The sequence below is a fragment of the Proteiniclasticum sediminis genome, assembly GCF_018128025.1.
In the GTDB taxonomy this organism is placed as follows: Bacteria; Bacillota; Clostridia; order Clostridiales; family Clostridiaceae; genus Proteiniclasticum; species Proteiniclasticum sediminis.
The window spans coordinates 78,466-103,849 of the sequence record NZ_JAGSCS010000009.1; the positions used below are offsets into that span (position 1 = coordinate 78,466).

Genomic DNA, 25,384 nt, shown 5'->3' on the forward strand with positions numbered 1-25,384 from the left:
TCGTCGACGAACCTGGGAAAGGCCTAGACCGCTTGAATTGACTAAATTATGACGGAAAAACGGCTGAAAGTCAAGCTTTCAGCCGTTTCTACGCATTTTCTCCAGTTTTTCCCGGGCTTCGTCATCCATATGATCGGAGAGCTTCAGAGCATCCCGATCCGACAAGGCGTCCGTCTTCTTTCGGATGCTCCGGGCAGCCTCCAGATAGGCCGCCCAGAACTCCTTGGAGCTCATTCGGGTGGCTCCCCTGCCGAAAATGATCTGCTGCTCCAGATTGTCCGAAGTCACTACCTGAACATCGGCGCGGCGTCCCAGTTCATCCACCGCCCGCTCGATGTAGGCATCGGCGGTTTCCTTGTCCTTGGTGTACACCACTTCCACGTTGGTGCGCATCTCCTTATGCTGACTATTCCCCGGAACCCGGTGGGCGTCAAAAACCACGATGACCTTCACCCCATAGAAGCTGGCGTAGTTGATCATGTACTCCACCAGTTTTTCTCGGGAGGCCCCAAGTTCCAGGTCCTTCAGGTCGCTCCACGAGTTGATTACATTATAACCGTCAATAAATACCCTTTTCATGTCGAACCCAAAGGCCTCCTTTCCCTGTTATTTCCCGGCGCTGAGCCGAGTGGTCATCACTTCGTACATGAGGATTCCCGCCGCTACTGAAGCGTTGAGGGAGTTTACTTTCCCCACCATGGGGATACTCACGATGCTGTCGCACTTCTGGGCCACCAGCCGGGAAATCCCCTTTCCTTCATTGCCAATGACCAGGGCCACTCCGCCGGAGAAGTTGGTCTTGTGGCTTTCGCTGTCACCCTTCATGTCCGCGCCATAGACAAAGAGTCCGGCATCCTTCAGCTCATCCAGCGTCCGGGCAATGTTGGTCACCTTGGCAATGGCCATGTGGTTCACGGCACCGGCAGACGTCTTGTACACGGTGGAATTGACGCCGACGCTGCGCCGTTTGGGGATGATGACCCCGTGAACGCCCGTGAGCTCCGCCGTTCGGACGATGGAGCCCAGGTTATGGGGGTCTTCAATTTCGTCCAGGACCAGGATGAAGGGTTTCTCCCCTCGCTCCTCGGCAATTTTTAAGATATCCGGCAGCTCCCGATAATGGTAGGGCGTCACATAGGCAATGACCCCCTGGTGATGCTTGGTGTTGCTCACATCGTCCAGCCTGCGGCGATCCACTTCCATCACGGGAATATTCCGTTCCCGGGCCATGGAGATGATCTTCACGATGGAACCCTGGGTTTCCCCTTTGCTCACCAGAAGCTTCTCAATGGTCAGCTTGGAGTCAAAGGCTTCCAGGATGGGATTACGCCCCTCGATAATGTTTTCATTGAGCTCACGCTCTTCCTGGGGCTCCCGGACCTCTCTGGGGACACGAGGTCCCTTTTCCAGGCGTTTTCTTCGATCTTCCTGCTTGATCATTTCTGTTTCGATGCGTCTTTTATTTTCTCTCTTAGTCATGGTTTTCTCCTTCCACTACGGTAAATGCGTGATCAATGAGGATTTGGAGTCTCTCTGTATTCCCCGTGAGATACAGGTAGCCGATCAGCGCCTCAAAGCCGCTGGCCCGCCGATAGTCGAGCACATCCGCATTCTTGGGCACGGTGCCGGATTTCGTGTTTCTTCCCCGCTTGTAGACATAGTGCTCCTGTTCGGTGAAGAGCGGCTCCAGTTCTTCCACGATGCGGCTCTGGCTGGAGGCCTTCACATAGCGGATCGCCTGGAGATGGAGCTCCCGGGGCACCATCCGGGGCGCCCTTCGCAGGATCCGCTCCCGGACATAGTTTTCATAGACGCTGTCGCCGATGAACGCCAGGGACAGCGGATGGTAAGCCAAGGCTTCGGTTTCACTAAGCGGTGCAGAATACATGACGGCCTCCAAAGTTTCTTCTTCTGGTATTTTCATTATAACTTCCTTTCTCCCAAAAGGACATTCCGAAAAAGCTGATCATAAGAAAAAGGATCTGACCGGAATCAGATCCTTTGCGGTACCTATTACTTTGAGTAGAACTCAACGATCAACTGCTCATTGATCTCAATGGGTAACTCTTCTCTCTGAGGCTCTCTTACGAGGGTAGCCTTGAAGTTGTCAACATCCTTCTCGATGTATCCCAGGGGTGAAGCGGAGATATTGTTGAAGTTCTGAACGAAAAGCTCAGTCTTTCTGGACTTCTCTCTCATTTCAACCACATCACCAACCTTCAGTCCATAGGACGGAATGTTGACGCTCTTGCCATTGACCAGGAAGTGGCCATGGGTAACCATCTGTCTTGCCTGACGGATGGAGCTGGCGAAGCCCATTCTGTAGGCCATGTTGTCCAGTCTCTTCTCCAGCAGGTTGATCAGAACCGGTCCGGGCTGATCCTTGCTCTTCATGGCTTTGTCCACGTAACGGACAAACTGCTTCTCCAGTACGCCATAGTATGCTCTCAGTCTCTGCTTCTCGAGGAGCTGTACGCCGTACTCGGAAAGCTTCTTGTCTGCTCTTGCTGTGCCTCTCTTCGCTCTGTTCATCGCCTTAGGATGTCCAACAACGTTCAGCCCCAGTCTTCTGGCTGTCTTAAAACGGGGTCCCATCATTTTTGCCATTTTTGTGTTTACCTCCAAAAATTAAATACTTGCCGCGGTATTTTTTATCTTTTGGATATGCCATACAATATTTTATACTCTTCAAATCAAAAAGTCAAAGGATTTATACGGATTATTTCCCTGAATCTCAACGGAATTTCCCGTCACGGGAAACATTCGGTTTAGTCCGCTCCGGAAGCGCCTTTGCTCTTTAACAGTTTCTCAAACCCGTCGGAAATAATCACCTCATTGTCATGGGTAACCCAAAGGGCATAACTGTCCGGAATCTTGGCCAGCATGGCTTTCCCTTCCTCCAGGGTGGAGAGGAACAATGTGGTGGACATGAAGTCCGCCAGCCCCGAGTCCTTCATGACCACGGTCACGGCTTTAAACTGGGTTCCGGGCATGAGGGTGTCGCTGTCGATGAGATGGTGATATTTGGTGTCTCCCACCACATAGTAGCGCTGATAGTCCCCGGAGGTGACCACAGCGATGTTATTGGCGAAGATCGTATCCAGGGAAGGACCGTCGGTGAAGATGGACTCATCAGGATTCTGGATCCCGATTCCCCATCGGGCCTTTACCTCTTCTTTGGGCTTGTCCAGAGCCTTCACATTGCCGCCTGCACTGATGATGAGGGAGGTGAACCCCTTAGCGCGCATGTACTCCCCTACAGCCTCTGTGGCATAACCCTTGGCCACGGCACCCACATCGAGGCTCATCTCGGGATCCTCCAGATACACCGTTCCTTGGGCTTCGTCCACGATGACTTTCTCGATATCCGTATGGGCATTGGCAGCCTGCAGGAGCTCCATGGGCGGAACTTCCGCATTGGCCGGATCATCCTCCGCTGCGCTGCGGTAGTCATGCCAGATGGACAGCACTGCGCCCATGGCGATATTGGCTTTTCCATTGGTCTTTTCGTACCACTCCTTGGAGAACAGAATCAGATCGATGAGCTTCTGATCCACTTTCACCGGTTTGATGCCAGCGTTGTCGTTGATGGTTTTAATGTTGTTAACTCCAGGATAATCATTGTAAATATCGTAGAGTTCATGATAAGTCTTGAACTCCTGACGAATTTCTTCAAAATAGGCCGTGAACTGCTCCTCGGTCTCCGTATAGCCGATGACCGTGGTCACCGTGTCAAAGTACTCGAAGAAGTTATCTTGGTAGCGCGTAAAGGCGACCTGGTTCTTGTTTTGACATCCGCTGAGAATCATCATGAGAAGGAGAAGAGGTGTGAGGATTAGCGTTATTTTTTTCATGTTGCCTCCACATCAATGGGAAATCTCCCAGACTTTATCTGTCGATTATAGCACATCCTGAATTCCCCGAAAGTTACATTTCGCTGAAAATTCCACGGATTCTTGAAGCCCAGGATAATTCCGGTCTTGAAAAAAGCTCCTCCATTTCTGGAGGAGCCTCATTTTTAGTGATTATTTTACGTTAGCAGCAGCTTCCTTGAAAGCTTCCAGGTATCCGCCCACAGTGACGGTAACGCTGGTCTTCAGCTCTTCAACATCAGCCTTGCCTTCAGCAAGCTTCATGCCGGTAACTTCAGCAGGGGTCTTGCCAACCATCCATTCCTGGAGAGCCTTAGCCTGTTCGAACCACTCTTTACCAATCTTGGAAGCGCCCTTCATGCCATAAGCGTCGCCCAGTTCAACCTTGGACTTTACTTCTGCAGTCTTGTCCGTGGTAACCTTGCCATCCTTGTCGAAGGCAACCTTGGTCTGTGCAACGTCGATGAAGGATCCGGCAACCTTGCCAGCCTTGTCGAGTACAGTAGCAACGATGGTGGTGTCAACCTGAGCAACTGCTCCGTTTTCACCTTCAGCAGACTTGGACTTCGCGGTGGAAACTACAGCGCCGAGACCAACCTTTTCTCCGCCCTTGACAGCAATGGCGTTCTTGGAAGCCTTCTCGATGGCCTTGATGTAGTCAGCTACCTTGATGGTAACCAGAGTCTTCAGATCTTCTTCAGCAGGAACGGTCTCGGTGAGCTTCATGGCTGCAACTTCAGCAGCTGTCTTTCCAACTACCCACTTCTCGAATTCAGCGATCTGCTCGAACCATTCTTTGCCAATCTTGGAAGCAGTCTTCATGCCATAGTCGTTTCCGAGTTCCTTCTTGGTCTTTCCGGCAACCTTGGTGTCACTGGTCAGAGCCATTTTGTCGTCGAAGCCAACTTTATCCTGTGCGGTGTCGATGGAGATGGAGACAATCTTGCCATCCTTGTCGAATCCGACAGCAGCCATAACGGTATCTACCTGTGCGGTAGCTTTTCCTTCAGCAAGATCCTTGGACTTAGCAATGGAAGTAACGATGCCAAGACCCAGCTTGGTAACTTTTCCTTCTGCTTCAGCAGGTGTCTCTACTGGGGTTTCTGCTGGGGTTTCAGCAGGAGTCTGTGTAGGAGTGGTTGGTGTCTTTGCGCAGCCAGCCAGAACTCCGAGAGCCAGAACAGATGATAGGACGATAGAAATTACTTTTTTCATGTTTCCCCTTTCCCTCCGTGTATGTTTAGATTTGTTTTACTCCCTTATTCTAATACATTGTTAATGATCAAACAATAGCTTTTTGAAAAGTTATCACATTCACATTTTTTTCATATTTGAGGATTCAGTTACGCACTTCAACGCCTTTTTACGTCGAAAATCGTTAACAGATTGTGAGAATCATAATCGTTTCCCCGACATTTCCCAGATTTTTTCCGGAAATGAAAGCGGTTACCTTGAGAAATTGTACTAAAAAATGAACAGTAGTGATAAAAAAATCACTACTGCTTTCATTTTTTACCTTTAGTTCTTTCGACTCCAGCGAACCCCCTGGGGCGTGTCTTCCAGGACGATCCCCTGTTCCAAAAGCTCATTCCGGATCTTGTCCGCCAGCGCAAAATCCCGGGCTTTTCGGGCCTGCTGTCGTTTTTCGATGAGGGACTCCACCTCCGCATCCAAATCTCCCCCCACAGGATTCTGCATAATTCCCAAGGGTGAGCCCAGATCCACCAGCAGGTCTATGACCTCCTGCACCAGAGCTTTGGAGGACCCCTCATGGATTCGGCTGTTCACTTCCCGAATCAGCTCAAAGATGACGGAAATGCCATCAGCCGTATTGAAGTCATCATCCATCTTCTCCAGGAAACGGGTCTTGAAGGCCAGGAGTTCTCCCTTTAGCTGTTCTTCTTCCTCAGCCCCCTGTAAAGGCGCATTCCCCAGATACCCATGGAGGATATTCAGCGCATTGTACATTCTCTCCAGGGAGGCCTTCGCCGCATCCAAAACTTCCATGGTGAAGTTGATCTGGGTACGGTAATGACCGGAGAGCATAAATAGCCGCACCACTTCCGGATCATATTTTTCAAGGATTTCCCGGGCGGTGAAGAAGTTGTTGAGGGACTTGCTCATCTTCTTGTTGTCCACATTGATGAATGCCCCGTGGAGCCAGTAGCGAGCAAAGGTCTTCCCTGAACGCCCTTCACTCTGGGCAATCTCATTTTCATGGTGAGGGAAGATCAGGTCCGTTCCACCGGCATGAATATCGATGGTTTCCCCCAGAAGATTCAGCGCCATGCAGGAGCACTCAATGTGCCAGCCGGGTCTTCCTTCTCCCCAAGGGCTCTTCCAGAACGGTTCGCCGGGTTTGGAGACTTTCCAGAGCGCAAAATCCATGGGATCCTTTTTCCGGTCATCTACATCGATGCGCGCTCCGGACTGAAGATCCTCCAGATTCTGTCCCGAGAGCTTTCCGTAGGTGCCGAAGGCCTTGGTGGAAAAATAGACATCTCCATCCACAGCATAGGCCAGTCCGCGGTCCATGAGCTCTCCGATAAACTTGACCATTTCTTTAATATATTCTGTAGCCCGGGGATTCACCGTGGCTCTCTTAATCTTCAGCCGATCCGCATCCTGATAGTATTCCAGGATATAGCGGTCTCCCAGCTCCTTCACCGTGGTGCCCGTATCCTGGGCCTTCTTGATCATCTTGTCATCGATGTCTGTGAAGTTCTGCACGAACTCCACTTCATAGCCCCGGTATTCCAGATAACGCCGGATGGTGTCGAAGATGATGAAGGTCCGGGCATTGCCGATATGGAACAGATTGTACACTGTAGGCCCGCAGACATACATCTTCACCTTGCCTTCCTGCAGCGGCACAAATTCTTCTTTGGTTCTGGTCAATGTATTATATACCTTCATTTTCATACTCCTCCGTCGAGCAACTCTTGTATTGTACCCATTTTACCATTTACTGCTGCAGAAATTCCACCAGATCGTCCGAATGCACAGAAAAGAGAGCCCCATTCCGGTTCTTCACTTCAAGCAGTTCGCCTGGATTCTTGCCAATGATGATGCGCATGCCGATCCCCATGAGGTCATAGTCCATGAACTTGCTCCCCATGCGATCCTTCCGATCATCCAGCAGCACCCGCATCCCGGCATCCTGGAGCCTGGTATAGAGCTCTCTTCCCATGGCCATGGCCCGCTCATCCCGAAGGTCCACAATGGCGATGGCCACCTGGAACGGTGCCCATGCCTGGGGGAAGTCAAAGCCCACCTCTTCTAGGGAAGTCTCGGCGAGGGCCAGAAGAATCCGGTCCAGGTTGAGATAACCGGTGATCAGCTCCTCATAACAAAGGCTTCCTCCGGCATCAGGAACACGGATTTTCTCCCGGTGAGGGCGAACCTCCGCCAGCAGCCAAGCCGCTTTACTCTCTTCCTCCATGGCCAAATCCCCAAAATCTCCGCTGTAGTCCCGTCCGTAATACACGTGACGAAGATGATGGTCCGTTTCATTGGCCCCGGCAATGTATCCGAAGTCCCGGTCTACCTGGAAGTCCACAAGAATGTGGTCTGCCTTCAGCCCCACCGGTCCGGCAAAGCCCACATCAGCCTGGGTCAACGCCTTCACCCGGGCTTCATCCGCCGGCGAAAGCCTACCCTCCGGAAGATCCAGATGCCGTTCCACTTTCGAAAGATCCACCTCCCGGTCACCGGGAACCACCACTGCGATGGTTTCCTCCTGGTTCGCCAGCAGAACGGTTTTCAGAAGATCCGCCTTTTTGCAGCCAAAAAATTCCCGCAGTTCTTCAATGGTTCGTATTCCCGGGGTCTTCACCTTATCGATTTTGACCCGGTCATAGATTATTCTCTCCCCGGTCTTTTGCGTAGCCTTCCGGGGTTCCGTTACGCCCATCCGATCTTTACCATCGGCGCTTTCCAGGTAAAACCCCTGCCCCCTTTGACGATAGGGAAGCTGCAGTCGATCCAAAATGGCTGTAAGAATGTCTTGCGGTTTCTTCTCGGCCTCCCCTAGACTGCTCACCAGAAGAAGACTCTGATGTTTTGCTCGCCACAGGGTCTCTGCCCCTTCCTCCCGCATGCGGAGGCTTTGGGTGAAAAACAGGGGAAGCGGAAGATCCTTGTACGAGATGGCGGTCTCCGCAGCAAAGGCCTGGATGGCCCCTTTGGCTTCCCGGAGATCTTCCAGGTGATCCCAGAGGATTTCATGGTAACCCGTTTCCTCCAGCACCTCTTTCGCCAAACGCAGGATTTCATTCCGCAAAATTGTCCCCGTTTGGGTATAGGCAAGCTTTCCTGACACTCGTTTTAAAAACCCGCCCCGGAGGAGCATTTGGGAAGCCGTATGCCCCGCTGGAGCGCTTTCCCCCTTGACTGTTCGCGTATGCAGTTCACTGATCTTCACGATTATCCCTCAATTCTACAAATCTTTTCTCTATTATACCCCAGCAGCCCTGCCCTGCCTATGCAGATTCCCTCAAATTAAGAGAGGGTGCGATATCGCACCCTCTCCTGGTATGTTGTGTTTATAGGAATGTTGAAAGGAAGAATCCGCCGATGATACCGCCGACGATACCGGCAAGTACGAGGCTGTAGTTGATTTTCTTTCCGCCGATGACATCAGCCAAGAACAATCCTGTTCCAGCTGCCCATGCCATATCTACCCAAGAGGTTCCGGACTGGAAAATCATGCCGAGGCCGTGGTTCAGGGACCACATGGTTCCAACGATAAATGCTGCAGCCATCCATCCGCCGATGGGACCGAAAGCTTCAACCAGTTTGCCCCAAAGCATCGAGATCAGGAAAGGAAACAGAAATCCGCCAACAATTGTTGAAATAATATTATTGATATCCATTAATTATATCCTCCTATCCTTACTTCGTTGTGCTTTTTTTGTTGAAAGCATTGATTGCAATAGCTGCCAGCAATGCACCAATGGTAAGACATGCGATGGTGGGCAGGGAGCTGATCAGTCTCTGGAAATCAAAGGTATTTTCCCCTGTTCCAAAAACGTCTCTCATGAGACCTGTCCAAGCAATACCCCAGGCCATGTCAACAAAGGCATGGTCGCCATCATTCTGGATAAGGCCGATATAGTGGTTAAGGAACCACATGGGTCCGATAATGGCAACAGCTGCAAACCATCCGCCGAGATTACCATACTTTCCTACCCAGTCTCCCCATACACTCATAACGAACATACCAGCTATGGCAAAACCTACTGTACTCTTTACAAATTTCATAGTGTATCTCCTCTCGTTTGTTTTTTAGAGCTTGCTTTGCTTGGTGAGTTTAACTTCTTCCAAAACCGCATCCACATCTTCACTGACCATGGCCTGCACGCCGGCAACAAAGGCACCTTCCACGATGGGCGCATCCACCAGGAGACATTTCTCCCGCAGATCCGAATCCACCATTTCCAAGGCAATCTCCGAACTCATGATCGAACTTCCGATATCCGTAAAGATCAGGATATTATTGCAGGATGAAAGTTCATTAATCGCTTCGACGATCTTTTCTGCACTGGTGCCCAGTCGCCCGTCCGATGTACCTCCTGCGGAGATAATCGGCACAGCCTCCTGCGTCATTTCCAGAATGAGTTCCCGAAGCCCATCAGTGATTTTCTCGCTGTGTGATACCAATACCAGCCCGATCATACCGAATGCTCCTTTCCAGCTGCTTTTGCACCGCAGCATCCACGTCAGGTGAAAATGCAGATCTTCTTTGGAAGTATACTTGGCGGGTCAGTTCTCTATGCCGCGGCCGCGGCATAGAGACTCTGTCCCTTCATCAAGTCATTGGAATAAGGTTATTTCTCTTCCCAGTCGAGGGCTCTGCCCACAGCCTTCTGCCATCCGGCATACAGTCTGTCTCTGTCTGGGGTAGCCATGTTCGGATCATACTTTCCATCCACAGCCCACTTGGTCTTGACTTCGTCCTCACTTGCCCAGAATCCAACAGCCAGTCCGGCGAGATAAGCTGCGCCAAGAGCTGTGGTTTCAGCAATAACAGGTCTCAGAACGGTTCTGTCCAGAATGTCAGCCTGGAACTGCATCAGGAAGTTGTTTGCGGAAGCTCCGCCGTCAACCTTCAGATTCTGCAGCTCGATACCGGCATCCTTTTCCATAGCAACCAGAACGTCCTTGGTCTGGTAAGCGATGGACTCCAGAGCAGCTCGGATGATGTGGTAGCGGTTAGCTCCACGGGTCAGGCCGAGAATGGATCCTCGAGCATACTGATCCCAGTGGGGTGCGCCCAGTCCTACGAATGCAGGAACAACATAGACACCGGCATTATCCTTGACCTTGCCGGCGAAGTACTCGGAATCCTTTGAGTCGTAGATGAGCTTCAGCTCGTCTCTGATCCACTGAATAACGGCTCCGGCAACGAAGATGGATCCTTCAAGTGCATACTGAACCTTGTCATGGGATGTGGCGGCGATGGTGGTAACCAGTCCGTTTTCGGAAAGCTTCATTTCCTCGCCGATGTTAACCAGCAGGAAGCATCCGGTTCCGTAGGTGTTCTTGGCTTCGCCAGGGGTGAAGCAAGTCTGTCCATAAAGAGCAGCCTGCTGGTCGCCAGCGATACCGGCGATGGGAACCATAACGCCATTAAGGTTGGTTTCGCCATAAACGGTGGATGATTTCTTGACTTCAGGCAGCAGGGACTTTGGAATGTTCATTTCAGCAAGAAGCTTCTCATCCCATTTCAGGTCCTTGATGTTGTAGATCATGGTTCTGGAGGCGTTGGTGAAGTCTGTAGCATGAACTCTTCCTTCAGTCAGCTTCCAAAGAATCCAGGTATCCACGGTTCCGAAAAGCAGCTCGCCGGCTTCAGCCTTGGCTCTAGCGCCTTCCACGTTGTCGAGGATCCACTTGATCTTGGTTCCGGAGAAGTAAGCATCAATCTGAAGTCCTGTGTTCTCGCGGACATAGTCTCCCAGTCCTCTTGCCTTCAGCTCGTCGCAGATTCCGGAAGTTCTTCGGCACTGCCAGACGATGGCATTGTATACCGGTTCGCCTGTGTTTTTGTCCCAAACCACTGTGGTCTCGCGCTGGTTGGTGATACCGATAGCCGCAACTTCGTCAGCTCTTACGCCGGCTTTTGCCATGGCTTCATTAAGAACGCCGTACTGAGAAGACCAGATTTCCATAGGATTGTGCTCTACCCAGCCCTGTTTTGGATAAATCTGGGTGAATTCCTTCTGAGCAACACTCACAATGTTCTGTTCCTTGTCGAAGACGATGGCTCTGGAACTTGTGGTTCCTTGATCAAGTGCGATGACGTACTTTTTCATTTTGTACCCCCCTGATAAATATTTTGGAATATATAAAAAGCTACAAACTTAATAAGCTTGTAGCTTTCTCTATCACTCTACTACAAATTCCACAAACTACTATTAGTCGTTGAAATTGCGGCTGCCCCGGATTCCAAGGCAGAATATGCGTCATTCTTGTCAACAATCAACCCGCCAGCAATGATGGGGATATTGGTCATTGAGGAAATCTTTTTAATGGTCTTGGGGATTACCCCAGGTAAAATTTCAAAGGCATCGGCATAGGTAAACTCCATATGCTTTTTGGCCTTCTCCACCGCCATGGAATCCAGCATGAAGAATCGCTGAACTGTCATGAGGTTTAATTCTGAAGCAGCTTTCACCACATTAGACTTGGTGCTGATGATACCGTCTGCTTCGGTAAATTCTTTGATGTACTTGGCGGAGATTTCCTTATTGTCCAACCCGTCAATCAGATCCATATGGACAAATACGATTTTCCCGCAGGACTTCACTTTCTTCACAATTGATGAAATACTGACGATATTTCCGAAAAGCAGAAACACCACATTAATGGAAGATTCGCAAGCAAGTTCCACTCCGGCGCTGTCTTTGGCTGCCGCAATTACAGGATACGCTTCAAGTATCTTGGCTAAACTGCTTTGCATAAGATCTCCTATAATTTTCATACAACCGCAAAATACGACGATTACGCTCTATGAAACCCTTACCATTATTTTAGCATCAATTTACAATGATGTCGAACAATATTTGTGTAATAACGTTAACATTTTATGAATGACTCGGCAATTACTCCGTTATTATGCGAATGTATCATGTAAATATTTACAGAAAACCCCAGATGAAGCTAAAGAACCGCAATAAATCCTCGGATTTACTGCGGTTCTTTCATTCGCGCCCTTAACGGGATGTTCATTTTTTGAGCAATTTTTGAATTTTGACTAAACTTTCAGAAGCGCTTCCGCCATGATTAAATCTTCCACCGTGGTAATTTTTATATTGGCATAGGAGTCCTCAAAGAGACGAACAGGATAATAGTAGCGTTCAAACACTGTCGTATCATCCGTTACCGGGATTCCTTCCAGGAGGATTTTCCGATGAGCGCTGAGAATTTGAGCGCTTTGGAAGACCTGGGGTGTATGGATGAGAAAGAGTTTGGCCCGATCCAGGGTTCCTGCGGAAAGACCATCCGAACCCATTTCTTTCACTGTATCCTTAGGTTTCACACCACAGGCGGCTGCACCGTGTATCATCGCCAACCTTACCCCCGTCTCAAGGACCTCTGGCGAAACCAATGGACGAACCCCGTCATGAATCAGCACCAGAGATTCCGGATCCAATTCCACAATCAGCTCCAACCCATGGCGTACTGAATCCTGCCGTTCCTCCCCGGCCTTCACCCGATAGAGCGGTTTATTCGGGCTGTAGCCTAAGGTATCGAAGTACTCCAAATAGGCTTCCGGCAACACTAGGACTAGGGCATCCACCTGGGGACAGGCATCAAAGATCATCAGGGTTCGGATGAGCACCGGGATTCCGCCCAAGGGCAGGAACTGCTTGGGAATTTCACTCCCCATGCGTATCCCCTTTCCCCCGGAGACAATCAGTCCGTATACCATGCTAGTCCACCTTCGGTTTGGCGAAGATCATTCTTCCCGCAGCTGTCTGAAGCACGGAGGTGACCAGAACATTCAAATTCTGCCCCACATAGCGTTTTCCATCTTCTACCACGATCATGGTTCCATCATCCAGATAGCCAATTCCCTGGTTCTGCTCCTTGCCCACCTTCGAAATCAGAAGGTTCAACTCTTCACCGGGGAGTAGCATGGGCTTCACCGCGTTGGCCATCTCATTGATGTTCAACACCGGGACCCGCTGAAACTCGGCGACTTTATTCAGATTATAGTCATTGGTGACCACTTTCCCCGAAAGGACTGTGGCCAGCTTGAGCAACTTGGAATCCACTTCGGCAATCTCAGGAAAGTCCTTATCCCAAATTTCCACTTCAATATCCAACTCGTTTTGAATTTTATTGAGGATATCCAGTCCCCGGCGTCCCCGGTTCCGCTTCAGCGAATCCGAAGAATCGGCAATATGGCGGAGTTCTTCCAGGACAAACGATGGAATGACTAACTTTCCTTCCACAAATCCGGTTTTACAAATGTCAAAAATACGTCCATCAATTATCACCGAAGTATCCAGTACTTTCGGGGTCCCCTGGTAAATGGGCTTTTCGGCTTTCTCTTTACTTGTATGCGTGCCTTTTCCTCGAATTCCCTGGAAAAAGCTGATAATCTCATCTTTCTTCTTGATCCCGACATTGGCGCCGAGAATTGCTGCCAAGATATTGAGGAGCACAGCAAGAAGACTTCCCACCGCCGGCCAGAGACGGGAAAGGGGGGTCGTCAGGAAATATGTGATCACCAGCAGTACGATTGCGCCGGCTGAGCCGAAGAGAATCTCCGTGACGGTCATTTTGGAAAGATTCTTCTCAATGAGTTTATTGGTGGTGATGAGCAATTTATAAATCCGGGAAGATAAGAAGAAAAATATAAGTGCGAAGAAGAGGATCACCACAATGACGGTTCCCACCGTAAAGGGAAGAGTGTCTGCAAACTCTAGTTGTTTCAGATAGGGAATGGATAGCACAGCTTGCGCCAAGATATAGCCAATAACTGCACCGACCAGGGTAATGATGCTTCTTATAATATTTTTGATCAATACCAGCACCTCCTTTAATATTTTGGTTCATGTTGAATATGAGATTACGCGCTATCAGTATTCTCATTATACCGTCTTCTCCCAAGGGAAGATACGGTTTTTTTAAAGTTAAAAGAGAAGACTTACCGCTTCTTTCAGGGTATCCACGGCAATGATGTGGAGATTCTTCTGTTTGATCTTCTCGCGATTTCGCTTCGGAATGACAAAGGTCTCAAACCCCATTTTCACCCCTTCGCTGACCAGCCGCTCCACATGGTTCACCGGGCGGATTTCTCCCGTGAGGCCGATTTCGCCAATGGCGAGGATCCGGTCATGCTTCATCTCCTTGCCTTTGGCACTGGATACCAGACTCAGCGCCAGCCCCAGATCCTGGGAAGTGCCTTCCACGGCGAGTCCACCTACCACATTGACATAGACGTCGCTGGTGTAGAAAGGGATGCGCAGTTTCTTCTCCAGCACCGCAATGATCAGGTTCAGTCTTGGGGTATCAATACCTAAAGACGTTCTTCTCGGAATCACGGCCTTGGTTTCCGCCACCAGGGACTGGACCTGGACCAGAATGGGCCGAGTTCCTTCCATGATGCCGATGACCACGGAGCCTTCCTTGGAGTCCATATGGTCTTCCAGAAAAATCCTTGAGGGATCATAGACTTCGATGAGCCCTTCCTCCGCCATTTCAAAAACACCAATTTCCGAAGTCGTCCCGAAGCGGTTTTTCATCGTCCGGAGAATTCGGATTTCTTCTGTCCGTTCACCTTCAAAATAAAGGACAGCATCCACCATGTGCTCCAGCACCCGGGGACCGGCCAGTTCTCCCTGTTTGGTTACATGGGCGACAATGAACAGGGGAATGCCAATGGTTTTCCCCACCCGCATGAGGGCATTGGCACACTCCCTCACCTGGGACACGGATCCTGGAGCAGAATTCACCTTGTCCGAATACACCGTCTGAATGGAGTCGATGATGGCAAACTGAGGCTTAATGGTTCGGATGTGTTCCTCGATGATTTCCATGGATGTTTCGGATACGATGTAGAGCTTCTCCGCCTGGGCGCTTAAACGATCCGCCCGGATTTTGATCTGCTCTTCGGACTCCTCTCCGGAAACATAGAGCACCGTGCCATATTTCATGGAAATATTATTGGCGCACTGCAGAAGCAAGGTGGATTTTCCTATGCCCGGATCCCCGGAGATCAGGGTTAGAGAACCCTTGACCAGGCCACCGCCCAGCACGCGGTTCAGTTCCGCAATACCCGTATCAAACCGCTCCCGGTCGCCGGAAGTGATCTGTCCGATGGTTTTGGGCGTGCTGGCATTGGAGATTCCCTGCCGTCTTGCCGGTTCAGCGCTGATCACCTCTTCCACGTAGGAGTTCCATTCTCCGCAGTCCGGGCATCGCCCCACCCATTTCATGGAACTGGCACCGCAGTTTTGACAGATATATTGTGTTTTCGCCTTTGCCATGACAGCCTCCTGTTTCCTTAAGTGAAAGACCCACAATCAGCGGTAAAAATCCTGTTTTTAACAAACCAGCTGATCATGGGTCTATTTTACACCGGGTTACCTAACTAAACTTTAAATCCCCCCGGTTTTTTCATAAAATTTGCTTAATCTTGAGATTGCTCCTCCGCAGTCTCCGTTTCACCCAGTTCCACATTCACTCCGGTGCGCTTCTCCACCTTCACATCCCGATGACCGGTCCGCTCAAAGGTCAGCTTGCCGTCGGCCACATCCACCCGAACCTCGTCACCCCGCTGGATTTTGCCCAGAAGCATCTGCTCCGAGAGGGTATCCTCCAGCTCCTTGGTGATGGCGCGGCGCAGAGGACGGGCACCATAAGCCGTGTCTGAACCGCTTCTGGTCATGAACTCCACCGTTTCTTCGGTGAAGGACAGGTAGATTTCCCGATGGGCGATTCGTTCTGAGACTTCCTCCAGCATGAGCCGGGTGATCTTGTGGAGGTCTTCGCTGCTCAACGAATGGAAGACGATGATGTCATCGATGCGGTTCAGGAACTCCGGTCGGAAGGAGCGCTTGAGCTCCTCCATGATGTTTTCCTTCATCTTGAGGTATTCCGTCTCTTCCTTGTCCTCGGCGATATTGAAGCCCATGACTTTCTGCTTCTTGATCGTGGACGCCCCCACATTGGAGGTCATGATAATGATGGTATTCTTGAAGTTCACCGTCTTACCCTTGCCATCCGTGAGGCGCCCATCCTCCAGAATCTGGAGAAGGACATTGAAAACCTCCGGGTGAGCCTTTTCAATCTCGTCGAAGAGCACCACGGAATAGGGATTTCGGCGCACTGCCTCGGTGAGCTGTCCGCCTTCATCATAGCCCACATAGCCTGGAGGGGACCCGATGAGTCTGGACACCGTATGCTTTTCCATATACTCCGACATATCGATGCGAACCATGGCTTTCTCGGAACCGAACATGGCCACGGCCAAAGCCTTGGAGAGCTCGGTCTTTCCTACGCCGGTGGGGCCCAGGAAGATAAAGGAGCCAATGGGTCTGTCAGGATCCTTGAGACCCACTCGGGCACGGCGGACCGCACGGGAGATGGAGCTGACCGCCTCATCCTGGCCGATGACCCGCTCATGGAGGATCTGTTCCAGATTAAGAAGCTTTTCCGATTCTTTTTCCGTGAGCTTTTTCACCGGAACCTTGGTCCAGCGGGACACCACCTGGGCGATATCCTCCTCGGTGACCACCAGTCCTGCGGCAGCACCTAAGGATCCGCTCTTCCACTTGGTCTTGATATCCTCCAGGCTCTTTTTCAGCTCATTTTCCTTGTCACGAAGTTTAGCTGCCTTCTCATAATCCTGTAGGGAAACGGATTCCTCCTTTTCCTTCTGAATATTCTTCAGCGTCTCCTCCATGTTCTTCACATCCGGCGGAGCCGTCAGGGTGGAAATTCTCACCTTGGCCGCTGCCTCATCCATGAGGTCGATGGCCTTGTCCGGAAGAAAACGGTCGGTAATGTACCGATCGGAGAACTCCACGGCGGCCTCCAGGGCTTCATCGGTGATCTTGACCCGGTGATGGGCCTCATACTTGTCCCGAAGTCCCTTCAAAATGAGCAACGCTTCCGCCTTGGTGGGTTCCCCCACGTTCACGGGCTGGAAACGACGCTCCAGGGCGCTGTCCTTTTCAAAGTGCTTGCGGTACTCGTCAATGGTCGTGGCTCCGATGGCCTGGATTTCCCCTCGGGCCAGAGCGGGCTTCAAAATATTGGAGGCATCGATGGCGCCTTCCGCACCGCCAGCCCCGATGATGGTATGAATTTCATCAATGAAGAGAATGACATTCTTCGTATTTTTAATCTCCGTCATGACATTCTTCAGGCGCTCTTCAAACTCGCCCCGGTACTTGGCTCCCGCCAGCATCTGGGAAAGATCCAGGGTAACCACCCGTTTATTCTTGAGAAGTTCCGGAATATTTCCCTTGACGATGCGCTGGGCCAAACCTTCTGCAATGGCGGTTTTACCCACCCCAGGATCGCCGATGAGTACGGGATTGTTTTTGGTTCTCCGGCTGAGAATTTCCAGAATTCGTTCCGTTTCCTCACTGCGGCCGATGACCGGGTCCAGTTTTCCATCCTTGGCCATCTGGGTCAGATCTTTCCCGTACTGATCCAGGTTTGGCGTATCGGTTTTATCTTCCCGGCGGGTTTCACTGTCGCTTTGTCCCGGAGGAGCGGAGAATCCTTTGACCAGATCATTCTTCATCTTCGGAATATCGACGCCTAAGTTCTGCAAAATGGCATAGGCTACGCCCTCTTCTTCTCCGAGGATGGCCAGGAGCATATGCTCGGGGCTGATATAGTTCTGGCCCAGATTTCGGGCCTCATTAAAGCTGTTGTCGATGAGCCGTTTGGTTCGGGGGGTCAGCGCAAACTGCCCGCCTCCGGCCAGAAGATTATTTCCCCGGCCTAAGGTCTGCTCAATCATCTCATGGATCAGTTCTTTGGTGACTCCAGCATCATGCAGAATATTACTCCCTGCGCCTTCCACACTGGCAATCCCGAACAGAATGTGTTCAGTGCCGATATAGCCGTGCTGCAGCCGCTGGGATTCTTTCTGCGCATGCATCAAAGTCGCTTTTGCTCGTTCTGTAAATCGTTCAAACATTTCCAATACCTCCTAAAAAATGCTCCGGATAATCTTCGCCCGGTTAATGTCCCGTTCCCGGTCTGTCAAATCCGCGCCATAGGCTTTTTTCATCATGCCTGGCTGGGTGTTGATGATGAGTCCGTCAATGAGGTGGATATCCACATCACGGATGAGCTCCGTTTCGATGCCCATTCTCACCAGGGACAGGTGGTGCAGGGCTTCCTTTGATGTCATGAGCCGGGCATTCATGAGTGTGCCCATGCTTCGGTAGATTTTATCTTCCATTTCCAGGGTATAGTGACCCAGGAGTTTTTTCTGATGTTCCTGCTCCTCATCCAGCAGTTTCATAATCGTATCCTTCAAGTTGTAGACAATATCATCCTCCGTCATCCCCAGGGTAACCTCGTTGGAAATCTGGTAGATATTGCCTTCGGCCTGGGACCCTTCGCCGTAAATCCCCCGAATGGTCATGCCCATCTGGGCCAGCGCCTGGGAAACGTAGCCGATTTTATCCGTCAGGGTGAATCCCGGCAGATGGAGCATCACCGAAGCCCGAAGGGCGGTCCCCAGGTTGGTGGGGCAGGCGGTGATGTAGCCCAGGTTGTGGTCATAGGCGAAGTTCAGTTTCTCTGACAAAAGGTCGTCTATGCGGGAAGCTTTGTCATAAAGCTCCTCCAGGTTCATATCCTTCCCCATGACCTGTAGGCGAAGATGATCCTCTTCGTTGATCATGAGGCTCACGTCCTCCTCCTTGTCGAGGATAAAGGCCGCCATATCACTGTTATTCAGAAGCTTGGCACTGACCAGATGCTTCTCAAATGCCACCAACAGATCCGTTCTCCCCATTTCCCAGAGGCGATGGGTCTCATAGGCCTCTTCCATGGCTTTACTCACGTAGAAAGCATCCTCCACGGCATTCACCAGCTGGCGGGCCCGCTCGCTCTCCAGCATATGGGGGAAGGGAATGGACTTAAAGTTCCGGGCCAGACGGATCCGGCTCTTGAGGACCAGGGTTTCCTTACTCAGCATCGCCCCCGCCTCCTTCCAGACTCTGGCGAATCTGGGCAATTTCATCCCGGACCCGCGCCGCTTCCTCAAAATCTTCCATGGCCACTAATTCCTTCAGGCGCATTTTCATCTCGTCGATGCGGCGCTTGCTCACCACTTCGGCGGAAGCATTCTTGGGAATCTTCCCCACATGGGTTAACCCCCCCTGCACCCGCTTGATGGTGGGAATCAGAGACTTGGAAAAATGTTCATAGCAGTAGCTGCAGCCCAAAAGTCCCGTCCGCTGGAAATCACCGAAGGTGATCCCGCACTTGGGACATCGGTCCATTTCGGAACTGCTTTTCTCCACCATGTCAAAAAGGGATCCAAAAAAGCTGTCCATCGACATGATTCTCACCTCAATTTATTATCCTCGTCATGATCATAATCATTCAATTAAATTATATCAAATTTAATTGACTTTGGAAAGTTCCGCGTAAAGGGACTGTCCTTTATTATGTCCATCATACGCCAAATTCTAGCACCCGATTATTAAAAATTTTTAAAGGAAAAGGCACCGTTCCCACGATGCCTTGCATCGCGCGTTCAGTACCTGAATTTCGCTATTCTTTTGCCGGTTCCTGGGGTTTAGCGGGAGTTTCCCGCTTCTTGTCCTGGCGGGACCGATTTCGCCGTCTGGAATTTCCGGATGGCTGATCCCCCTTTTCTTTTCGGGGTGCTTCTCCTTGTGACTTTTCCCCGCCTTGCTGCGGAGGATTCTTCTTTCGGATATTTTCCCGAAGAATTTCTTTCCGCGGCTCTGTTGGGGGAGTCTCCGGATTCTGCACTTCCGGTTCCGGCTCCGCCGAGACGGTTTCGAAGGATCCTTTCAGCAGTTCTACATCCTGGATATTGTAGGTTTCGATGATTTCTTCCGTGACAAGATTGAGCTTCACGTTGACGGTCTCCCGCACAATGTTGTTGCTGATGACCTCGCCTCTGCCCTTGGCTGTTTTCACCAGGGAGCCCACCCGGGGCATCCGCTTGCGGATCTCTTCATAGGCTTCCTGCTCATAGTTCAGGCAGCACATGAGCCGTCCGCAGATCCCGGATATCTTGGTGGGGTTGAGGGACAGATTCTGTTCCTTGGCCATCTTGATGGATACGGAGTTAAAGTCACCCAGCCACGTGGAGCAGCATAGGGGGCGTCCGCAGATGCCAATGCCGCCCAGCATCTTCGCCTCATCCCGGACCCCGATCTGCCGAAGCTCAATGCGGGTTCGGAAGATGACTGCCAGGTCCTTGACCAGTTCCCGGAAATCGATCCGGCCATCGGCGGTGAAATAGAAAATGACTTTGCTGTTGTCAAAGGTGTACTCCACATCCACCAGTTTCATTTCCAGATGGTGTTCCTGGATTTTTTTCTCACAGACGGCGAAGGCGTCCTTTTCCTTTTCTCGGTTCTGTGCATGCTTGTTGAGATCATTTTTCGTAGCCACGCGAAGAACAGGCTTCAGGGGGGCGAAAATTTCCTTCTCGCTGATCTCGCGAACCCCTACTACGCACTGACCGAACTCAATCCCCCGAGCCGTTTCCACGATCACCGCAGAATCTTTCTCGATGGTGTATTCAAGGGGGTCAAAGTAGTAGATCTTCCCGGCCTTCTTGAACCGTACACCTATGACTTTTACCATTTATATTAAACCTCCGTAAGTTTAAGCAGCAGACTGCTGACAATTGTTTCCTTGTTGATATTGATCCCCTGGAGTATATATTTTCTCATGTCATACAAAATATCCAAATACTTCTCCAGGGTGGTGAAAGTCAGTTCCCGAGACAGTTCATCGATGTCGCCCTTCAGGGTATCTTCCAGGATCGAGTCATTGTCCAGGGACTTCTTTTTCAGTACACAGTCCACCGCATAGGTGAAATCATCAAAAACATCCCCCAGATCCTTCCCCGAAAGAACGGGGACGAATTCCAGAACCTTGAAATACCGCCGGGAGCGGCCTTTACGGGTATCCACCAAAGCCTTAAGAAGCAGAAAGGCATCGGTGAGCTGGAGGTCCTTCATTCCGGCCAAAACAATCTCTTCCGCTTTCCCGGGAAGTCCCCGGGCCATGGAGATCACCTGGAGCTTCTCCTGTTCCTTGAGATGAATTTTTTTGACGGGGCTGACTTTGATTTTTCCATCAACCCTCTGCTGCGCGGTTTCCCGCTCCATGCGTTCCTCTTCTTCCCGGTTATAACGTTTTTCGAAAGTATCCAGATAGCGGTTCATTTCCTCCTGATCCAAAGGAAGCAGCTTGTGGAGATGACAGCGGGATTTGATCGTTTCGGTGATCGTCATGTCATTTTCCGCCAGCAGGAAGAAGAAAATTCCCTCCATGGGCTCCTCGATGGTCTTTAACAAGGCATTCTGGGCTTCCTGGCCCATTTTATCCGCTTCGTAGAAAATAATGATCTTATGCATGCCCTCATAGGGGCGCAGTGAGGCTTCCACCACCACCTCGCGAACCTGATTCACGGTGATGATGGTCTTTTCTGGCCGAACCCGGACAATGTCCACGGAGTTTCGGTCACCAAAGCCCAGAATTTCCCGGGCGATGCCTTCCACTAGGGCGGACTTGCCGATGCCGTCCGGTCCGACAATGATATGTGCATGGGAAAGCGAATGGCTGCTGATCGCTTTTTGAAATCTTTCCCTGAGTTTTCCAAATCCAATCAAACGTCCATCCTCCCGAGTATCCATTAGATCTTGATGAAATTATCCACATCCAGAACAAAGATGGTCGCTCCACCCACTTCAATATCCACCGGATAGGGGACATAAACCCCCGTGGTGGTGGACAGGGGTGATGGATTGGTGACAACCTGGTGACGGGTCTTGCAAGTCTCTTCGATGATGCCCAGAACGGTATCCACCTTGTCGACTTCGATCCCGATCATGAGTGTGGTGTTTCCGGATTTCAGAAATCCTCCGGTGGTGGCCAGCTTCGTCACCCGGTAACCTTTCTCGGTCAACAGGTCGATGACATCGATGGCATCCTCATCATTGACAATAGCGATGATCAGTTTCATATCAACACCTCCAATTATTACCCTTAATTATACTATAGTTGTCTTAAAAATGAAAACGCAACCTAGAGCGCGTCCTCCGTCTTCCCCAGGATTTCCTGGAAGATGTCCTCCTTGGTGCGCATGCTCTCCTCCCGAACACAGTGGATTACCTTCCAGCCGTACTTACGGGCGACATAGTGGGCATTCTCATAGGAAGCTTGGAGATGGTGCTCATCAGCTTCATGGATATCTTTTTGGGCTTCCCCGGTAATTTTATTCATCCTTTCCTTGGTCATGGCCATGGTGATTTCTGGGGGCACATCCAAAAAGAAGACGACATCCGGTTTTGGCAGTTTATACATCTCAAATTCCAGCTCATAGACCCAGTGCAGGAATTTGTCTTTCTCGGCCTGATCCGGCAGCTTCGACGCCTGATGCACCATATTGGCGGTGGTGTAACGGTCAGCGATGATAATGCCCCCTGCCTCATAAAACGCTTTCCACTTCGTCATGAACGAAGCATAGCGATCCGCGGCAAAGAAACTGGACGCTACATATGCCGACACATCCGCAGGATCCTTTCCAAAATCTCCCCGCAGGTACATTTTAACCAGGGTTGAACTTTCGGAATCATAGTCCGGAAACTCAATTTTACGGACATTCAGCCCCTTGCCTTGCAGCGTCTGGAACAGCATTTCCGATTGTGTCTGTTTTCCCGATCCGTCTACCCCTTCGATGACAATAAGTTTTCCCTTCATTAAAACCAACTCCCTGCTTAGCTCAACCCCTTAAAGCGGCAACTGCCTCCGGGTTTCCCTTCAATTATACCGTATTTCCCTTTCGTCTGGGGATTTCAGGCAAATAAAAAGGCCCCTTACAGGGCCTTGAGTGCGGTGTTCAATTTGTTGACCATCCCTTTGCTGGGATTGAAGATGAAGGCTTTTTTCTCTCCATCCAGAAGATACTTGCAGCAGTAGGCTCCCTTGGTGAACCCTTCGCTGTAATTCTTATTGAGATACTTTAAAAGTTCGCTCTTTTTGTCAGGACACTCCAGGGAATGGATCTGTGCCAGCTTCACTTTGGCCACCAGAAGATTCCGGTTTCCGTTGATCCGGTGAATGAGGAGATCATCGGCGATGATGGAGTAACGATAGACATCCTTGGAACGAAGAAATACCCGATATCCGGCCAGAAGAAAAATCATGGTCAGCACCAGATCCAGTTCAGTTCGCAAAGCCGGGGGGAATCCCATTTCCTTGCTGATAATGGAGATCAAAACCAATAATGTTCCAAAGAGTATGAGAAGGAAGATGAACGGTGTTGCGCTTCTCTTCACTTTTTCATTGTATATGCATCCCATAAGGAAAAGCCTCCGATTTCTTTTGTTCTGGCCCTTGAGCCACATATGCCATTATACGCACAATCGCTGAAATAAGCGAACCTTAAAAACGTTCCAATCTGATTCAAAATCACCTAAATTCACCACGGGACACAGTCTAAACCTTTTAGTCAATCGAATCTCTAAAAATCTTCAATTTTCTTCTGTTTTCGCCATGATCCAAGGCAGAAGAAGTTTTTTTAGAATATTCCACAAAATCACCCCAACCCCTTGAAAAATGGACGTTTATGACGTTTTAACCAATACTGCAGGATTCATTTTCCAATACTTCAATTCAGCCTTATCTTCTGATGATTCCCCCAATTTGTGCACTCTTTGGTTTTCTACGTTCTTCGCGTGTGCTCCAGCCTTCTCTTTATGGGAAAGATGAGGGATCATCCGCCTAGAAAGCCGTTTCTTCACGTTCACGAAGGGTTTTGGTCATCCGCTTTAGCCCTTCCAGCAGCACCCATCGGGGACAAGCCAGATTCATTCGCTCAAATCCTTCCCCGCCGTTTCCAAACACATACCCTTCATCAAAGAATACGAGGGCCTTTTTATGCATCAGCTTCTCCAAATCCTCTTTGCTTATCCCCAGGGGGCGAAAATCCATCCACTGAAGATAGGTTCCTTCCAGGGGATAAACTCGAACTTCGGGATGATGCTCCTCCATATAGTCCCGAAGAACTTCATGATTTCCCTGGATCACTTGGATGAGTTCCTCCAGCCAGGGTTCTCCTTCCTCATAGGCCAGCCGGCAGGCTTCATATCCTAAAGCATTGATGTTCATGATGGCCTGGCTTGCCATCTCCTTCCGGAAACGGCTCCGAAGGCCCACATCCGGAATTACCACATTGGAGACATGGAGTCCTGCCAAATTGAAGGTTTTGCTGGGGGCGGTGAAGATCACCATGTGTTTCGCCGCTTCCGCCGAGATTTTTGCCAGGACCGTATGGGTGTACCCGGGCATGATGAGATCAAAGTGGATTTCATCGGAGAAGATTTTCACATGGTGTTTCTCGCAGATCTGCACCACCTGCTGAAGTTCCGGTACGGTCCATACCCGCCCCACCGGGTTATGGGGACTGCAGAAAAGCAGCGCGGTGGTCTTCGGATCGGCTGCCTTCCGCTCCAGATCATCAAAGTCAATTTCAAACCGTCCATTTCGCTCCACCAGGGGATTTTCTACTAAGTTTCTTCCGGCAGACTTAACCGCATCGTAAAAAGGATAGTACACCGGTGTCATGACGATGACTCCTTCCCCCGGTTCCGTCAGTGCCCGTACGGCCATATAGAAGGCGCCCACCACCCCGGGAACCGCCAGAATCCATTCTTTGCGAATTTCCCAGTCATGGCGTTTTTTCATCCATTTCATGACAGCCTGGAGGTACTCCGGGGTATGGATGGTGTAGCCGAGAATATGCGTATCCAGGTATGCTTTCAGTCCCTCCACAATTTCCGGCGGAGTTTTGAACTCCATATCCGCCACTGAATAAGGGATGATATCTTCCGTCACTTGGGGATTCCACCGCATCATTTGCTCATATTTCGCGGATCCTGTGCCATGGCGGTTCACCAGGATTTCAAAATCATACTTCAATCTTGCCACCAGCCTTTCGTTAACTTCATGGCTTGATTATAACATGGATATTTTTGAGCACAAAAAAACTTCCAGATCAGCGATCTGAAAGTTTTAGTGGAGGCGCCACCCGGAATTGAACCGGGGGTGAAAGTTTTGCAGACTTCTGCCTTACCTCTTGGCTATGGCGCCATTATGGTGGCTTCACTCGGAATCGAACCAAGGACACGTAGATTTTCAGTCTACTGCTCTACCAACTGAGCTATGAAGCCAAGGAAAAACTGGCATCCCCCTACTTTCCCACAGAGCTGCCCCTGCAGTATCATCGGCACCTATAGGCTTAACCGTCGTGTTCG

24 protein-coding genes, 2 tRNA genes and 1 pseudogene are annotated in these 25,384 nt (G+C 50.4%); all 27 read right to left on the minus strand.

Going from position 1 to position 25,384, the window contains the following annotated elements:
* Positions 1 to 78: 78 nt before the first annotated feature.
* Positions 79 to 579, minus strand: a complete 501-nt coding sequence (locus KCG48_RS08240; RefSeq protein ID WP_211801215.1) for an NYN domain-containing protein — start codon at positions 577 to 579, stop codon at positions 79 to 81.
* A gap of 27 nt (positions 580 to 606) precedes the next feature.
* Complete coding sequence (gene rlmB, locus KCG48_RS08245; RefSeq protein WP_211801217.1) at positions 607 to 1,479, minus strand: 23S rRNA (guanosine(2251)-2'-O)-methyltransferase RlmB; 873 nt, start codon at positions 1,477 to 1,479, stop codon at positions 607 to 609.
* On the minus strand, positions 1,472 to 1,924 hold the full coding sequence (locus tag KCG48_RS08250; protein ID WP_230977058.1) for a Mini-ribonuclease 3: 453 nt from the start codon (positions 1,922 to 1,924) through the stop codon (positions 1,472 to 1,474). The genes rlmB and KCG48_RS08250 overlap by 8 nt, the downstream gene beginning before the upstream one ends.
* A gap of 89 nt (positions 1,925 to 2,013) precedes the next feature.
* Positions 2,014 to 2,607, minus strand: a complete 594-nt coding sequence (rpsD, locus tag KCG48_RS08255; RefSeq protein ID WP_211801219.1) for a 30S ribosomal protein S4 — start codon at positions 2,605 to 2,607, stop codon at positions 2,014 to 2,016.
* A 161-nt stretch (positions 2,608 to 2,768) separates the two neighbouring features.
* Entirely contained in the window at positions 2,769 to 3,854 is a 1,086-nt protein-coding gene (locus KCG48_RS08260) for an FAD:protein FMN transferase (protein ID WP_211801221.1), read from the minus strand.
* Between the two features lie 171 nt (positions 3,855 to 4,025).
* Positions 4,026 to 4,847 carry a hypothetical protein gene (locus KCG48_RS08265; RefSeq protein ID WP_230977059.1) on the minus strand — a complete coding sequence of 274 codons (822 nt, stop codon included), beginning with the start codon at positions 4,845 to 4,847 and terminating at the stop codon, positions 4,026 to 4,028.
* A 543-nt stretch (positions 4,848 to 5,390) separates the two neighbouring features.
* Positions 5,391 to 6,788 carry a cysteine--tRNA ligase gene (gene cysS, locus KCG48_RS08270; RefSeq protein WP_211801225.1) on the minus strand — a complete coding sequence of 466 codons (1,398 nt, stop codon included), beginning with the start codon at positions 6,786 to 6,788 and terminating at the stop codon, positions 5,391 to 5,393.
* Positions 6,789 to 6,837: 49 nt separating this feature from the next.
* Complete coding sequence (locus tag KCG48_RS08275; protein WP_211801227.1) at positions 6,838 to 8,295, minus strand: YbaK/EbsC family protein; 1,458 nt, start codon at positions 8,293 to 8,295, stop codon at positions 6,838 to 6,840.
* Positions 8,296 to 8,416: 121 nt separating this feature from the next.
* Positions 8,417 to 8,746: a Lin0368 family putative glycerol transporter subunit gene (locus KCG48_RS08280; RefSeq protein WP_211801228.1), complete on the minus strand. Its 330-nt coding sequence runs from the start codon at positions 8,744 to 8,746 to the stop codon at positions 8,417 to 8,419.
* A gap of 19 nt (positions 8,747 to 8,765) precedes the next feature.
* Positions 8,766 to 9,134, minus strand: a complete 369-nt coding sequence (locus KCG48_RS08285; RefSeq protein ID WP_211801229.1) for a Lin0368 family putative glycerol transporter subunit — start codon at positions 9,132 to 9,134, stop codon at positions 8,766 to 8,768.
* A 24-nt stretch (positions 9,135 to 9,158) separates the two neighbouring features.
* A complete protein-coding gene (dhaM, locus tag KCG48_RS08290) occupies positions 9,159 to 9,548 on the minus strand; it encodes a dihydroxyacetone kinase phosphoryl donor subunit DhaM (RefSeq protein ID WP_211801230.1) in 390 nt (129 codons plus the stop codon).
* Between the two features lie 152 nt (positions 9,549 to 9,700).
* A complete protein-coding gene (gene glpK / locus KCG48_RS08295) occupies positions 9,701 to 11,188 on the minus strand; it encodes a glycerol kinase GlpK (RefSeq protein ID WP_211801231.1) in 1,488 nt (495 codons plus the stop codon).
* Positions 11,189 to 11,268: 80 nt separating this feature from the next.
* Positions 11,269 to 11,835: a glycerol-3-phosphate responsive antiterminator gene (locus KCG48_RS08300; protein WP_211801232.1), complete on the minus strand. Its 567-nt coding sequence runs from the start codon at positions 11,833 to 11,835 to the stop codon at positions 11,269 to 11,271.
* A 294-nt stretch (positions 11,836 to 12,129) separates the two neighbouring features.
* Positions 12,130 to 12,807 (minus strand): 2-C-methyl-D-erythritol 4-phosphate cytidylyltransferase, encoded by a 678-nt coding sequence (gene ispD, locus KCG48_RS08305; RefSeq protein ID WP_211801233.1) that lies wholly within the window; start codon positions 12,805 to 12,807, stop codon positions 12,130 to 12,132.
* Between the two features lies 1 nt (position 12,808).
* Positions 12,809 to 13,909 carry a PIN/TRAM domain-containing protein gene (locus KCG48_RS08310; protein ID WP_211801234.1) on the minus strand — a complete coding sequence of 367 codons (1,101 nt, stop codon included), beginning with the start codon at positions 13,907 to 13,909 and terminating at the stop codon, positions 12,809 to 12,811.
* A 108-nt stretch (positions 13,910 to 14,017) separates the two neighbouring features.
* Complete coding sequence (gene radA / locus KCG48_RS08315) at positions 14,018 to 15,373, minus strand: DNA repair protein RadA (protein ID WP_211801235.1); 1,356 nt, start codon at positions 15,371 to 15,373, stop codon at positions 14,018 to 14,020.
* Between the two features lie 143 nt (positions 15,374 to 15,516).
* The gene (locus KCG48_RS08320; RefSeq protein ID WP_211801237.1) at positions 15,517 to 18,042 is read right to left on the minus strand and encodes an ATP-dependent Clp protease ATP-binding subunit; all 2,526 of its coding nucleotides are present in this window, start codon (positions 18,040 to 18,042) and stop codon (positions 15,517 to 15,519) included.
* A gap of 12 nt (positions 18,043 to 18,054) precedes the next feature.
* The gene (locus KCG48_RS08325; protein ID WP_211801239.1) at positions 18,055 to 19,053 is read right to left on the minus strand and encodes a protein arginine kinase; all 999 of its coding nucleotides are present in this window, start codon (positions 19,051 to 19,053) and stop codon (positions 18,055 to 18,057) included.
* The gene (locus KCG48_RS08330) at positions 19,043 to 19,414 is read right to left on the minus strand and encodes a UvrB/UvrC motif-containing protein (protein ID WP_211801241.1); all 372 of its coding nucleotides are present in this window, start codon (positions 19,412 to 19,414) and stop codon (positions 19,043 to 19,045) included. The genes KCG48_RS08325 and KCG48_RS08330 overlap by 11 nt, the downstream gene beginning before the upstream one ends.
* A gap of 373 nt (positions 19,415 to 19,787) precedes the next feature.
* Positions 19,788 to 20,705: pseudogene (locus tag KCG48_RS08335) on the minus strand (PSP1 domain-containing protein); the annotation flags it as partial.
* A gap of 5 nt (positions 20,706 to 20,710) precedes the next feature.
* Entirely contained in the window at positions 20,711 to 21,739 is a 1,029-nt protein-coding gene (locus KCG48_RS08340; RefSeq protein ID WP_211801244.1) for an AAA family ATPase, read from the minus strand.
* A gap of 23 nt (positions 21,740 to 21,762) precedes the next feature.
* On the minus strand, positions 21,763 to 22,092 hold the full coding sequence (locus KCG48_RS08345) for a cyclic-di-AMP receptor (RefSeq protein ID WP_211801246.1): 330 nt from the start codon (positions 22,090 to 22,092) through the stop codon (positions 21,763 to 21,765).
* Positions 22,093 to 22,154: 62 nt separating this feature from the next.
* Positions 22,155 to 22,829, minus strand: coding sequence for a dTMP kinase (locus tag KCG48_RS08350; RefSeq protein ID WP_211801247.1), 675 nt, complete (start codon positions 22,827 to 22,829; stop codon positions 22,155 to 22,157).
* A gap of 116 nt (positions 22,830 to 22,945) precedes the next feature.
* Positions 22,946 to 23,407: a hypothetical protein gene (locus KCG48_RS08355; protein ID WP_211801249.1), complete on the minus strand. Its 462-nt coding sequence runs from the start codon at positions 23,405 to 23,407 to the stop codon at positions 22,946 to 22,948.
* Positions 23,408 to 23,852: 445 nt separating this feature from the next.
* Positions 23,853 to 25,049, minus strand: coding sequence for a MalY/PatB family protein (locus KCG48_RS08360; RefSeq protein ID WP_211801250.1), 1,197 nt, complete (start codon positions 25,047 to 25,049; stop codon positions 23,853 to 23,855).
* 97 nt (positions 25,050 to 25,146) lie between these two features.
* Positions 25,147 to 25,220: transfer RNA gene (locus KCG48_RS08365), tRNA-Cys, on the minus strand.
* 4 nt (positions 25,221 to 25,224) lie between these two features.
* Positions 25,225 to 25,300 (minus strand) — tRNA-Phe (locus KCG48_RS08370).
* Positions 25,301 to 25,384: the final 84 nt, after the last annotated feature.

Excerpts from the sequence above, each read along its gene's own strand:
- dhaM (WP_211801230.1), bottom strand. The coding sequence starts at position 9,548 with ATGATCGGGCTGGTATTGGTATCACACAGCGAGAAAATCACTGATGGG.
- rpsD (WP_211801219.1), bottom strand. The coding sequence starts at position 2,607 with ATGGCAAAAATGATGGGACCCCGTTTTAAGACAGCCAGAAGACTGGGG.
- KCG48_RS08265 (WP_230977059.1), bottom strand. The coding sequence starts at position 4,847 with ATGGCTGCTGTCGGATTCGACAAGGATGGCAAGATTGTCTCCATCTCC.
- KCG48_RS08250 (WP_230977058.1), bottom strand. The coding sequence starts at position 1,924 with ATGAAAATACCAGAAGAAGAAACTTTGGAGGCCGTCATGTATTCTGCA.
- KCG48_RS08330 (WP_211801241.1), bottom strand. The coding sequence starts at position 19,414 with ATGGACAGCTTTTTTGGATCCCTTTTTGACATGGTGGAGAAAAGCAGT.
- KCG48_RS08320 (WP_211801237.1), bottom strand. The coding sequence starts at position 18,042 with ATGTTTGAACGATTTACAGAACGAGCAAAAGCGACTTTGATGCATGCG.
- KCG48_RS08285 (WP_211801229.1), bottom strand. The coding sequence starts at position 9,134 with ATGAAATTTGTAAAGAGTACAGTAGGTTTTGCCATAGCTGGTATGTTC.
- KCG48_RS08325 (WP_211801239.1), bottom strand. The coding sequence starts at position 19,053 with ATGCTGAGTAAGGAAACCCTGGTCCTCAAGAGCCGGATCCGTCTGGCC.
- KCG48_RS08350 (WP_211801247.1), bottom strand. The coding sequence starts at position 22,829 with ATGAAGGGAAAACTTATTGTCATCGAAGGGGTAGACGGATCGGGAAAA.
- cysS (WP_211801225.1), bottom strand. The coding sequence starts at position 6,788 with ATGAAGGTATATAATACATTGACCAGAACCAAAGAAGAATTTGTGCCG.
- ispD (WP_211801233.1), bottom strand. The coding sequence starts at position 12,807 with ATGGTATACGGACTGATTGTCTCCGGGGGAAAGGGGATACGCATGGGG.
- KCG48_RS08345 (WP_211801246.1), bottom strand. The coding sequence starts at position 22,092 with ATGAAACTGATCATCGCTATTGTCAATGATGAGGATGCCATCGATGTC.
- KCG48_RS08280 (WP_211801228.1), bottom strand. The coding sequence starts at position 8,746 with ATGGATATCAATAATATTATTTCAACAATTGTTGGCGGATTTCTGTTT.
- KCG48_RS08240 (WP_211801215.1), bottom strand. The coding sequence starts at position 579 with ATGAAAAGGGTATTTATTGACGGTTATAATGTAATCAACTCGTGGAGC.
- KCG48_RS08260 (WP_211801221.1), bottom strand. The coding sequence starts at position 3,854 with ATGAAAAAAATAACGCTAATCCTCACACCTCTTCTCCTTCTCATGATG.
- rlmB (WP_211801217.1), bottom strand. The coding sequence starts at position 1,479 with ATGACTAAGAGAGAAAATAAAAGACGCATCGAAACAGAAATGATCAAG.
- KCG48_RS08300 (WP_211801232.1), bottom strand. The coding sequence starts at position 11,835 with ATGCAAAGCAGTTTAGCCAAGATACTTGAAGCGTATCCTGTAATTGCG.
- glpK (WP_211801231.1), bottom strand. The coding sequence starts at position 11,188 with ATGAAAAAGTACGTCATCGCACTTGATCAAGGAACCACAAGTTCCAGA.
- radA (WP_211801235.1), bottom strand. The coding sequence starts at position 15,373 with ATGGCAAAGGCGAAAACACAATATATCTGTCAAAACTGCGGTGCCAGT.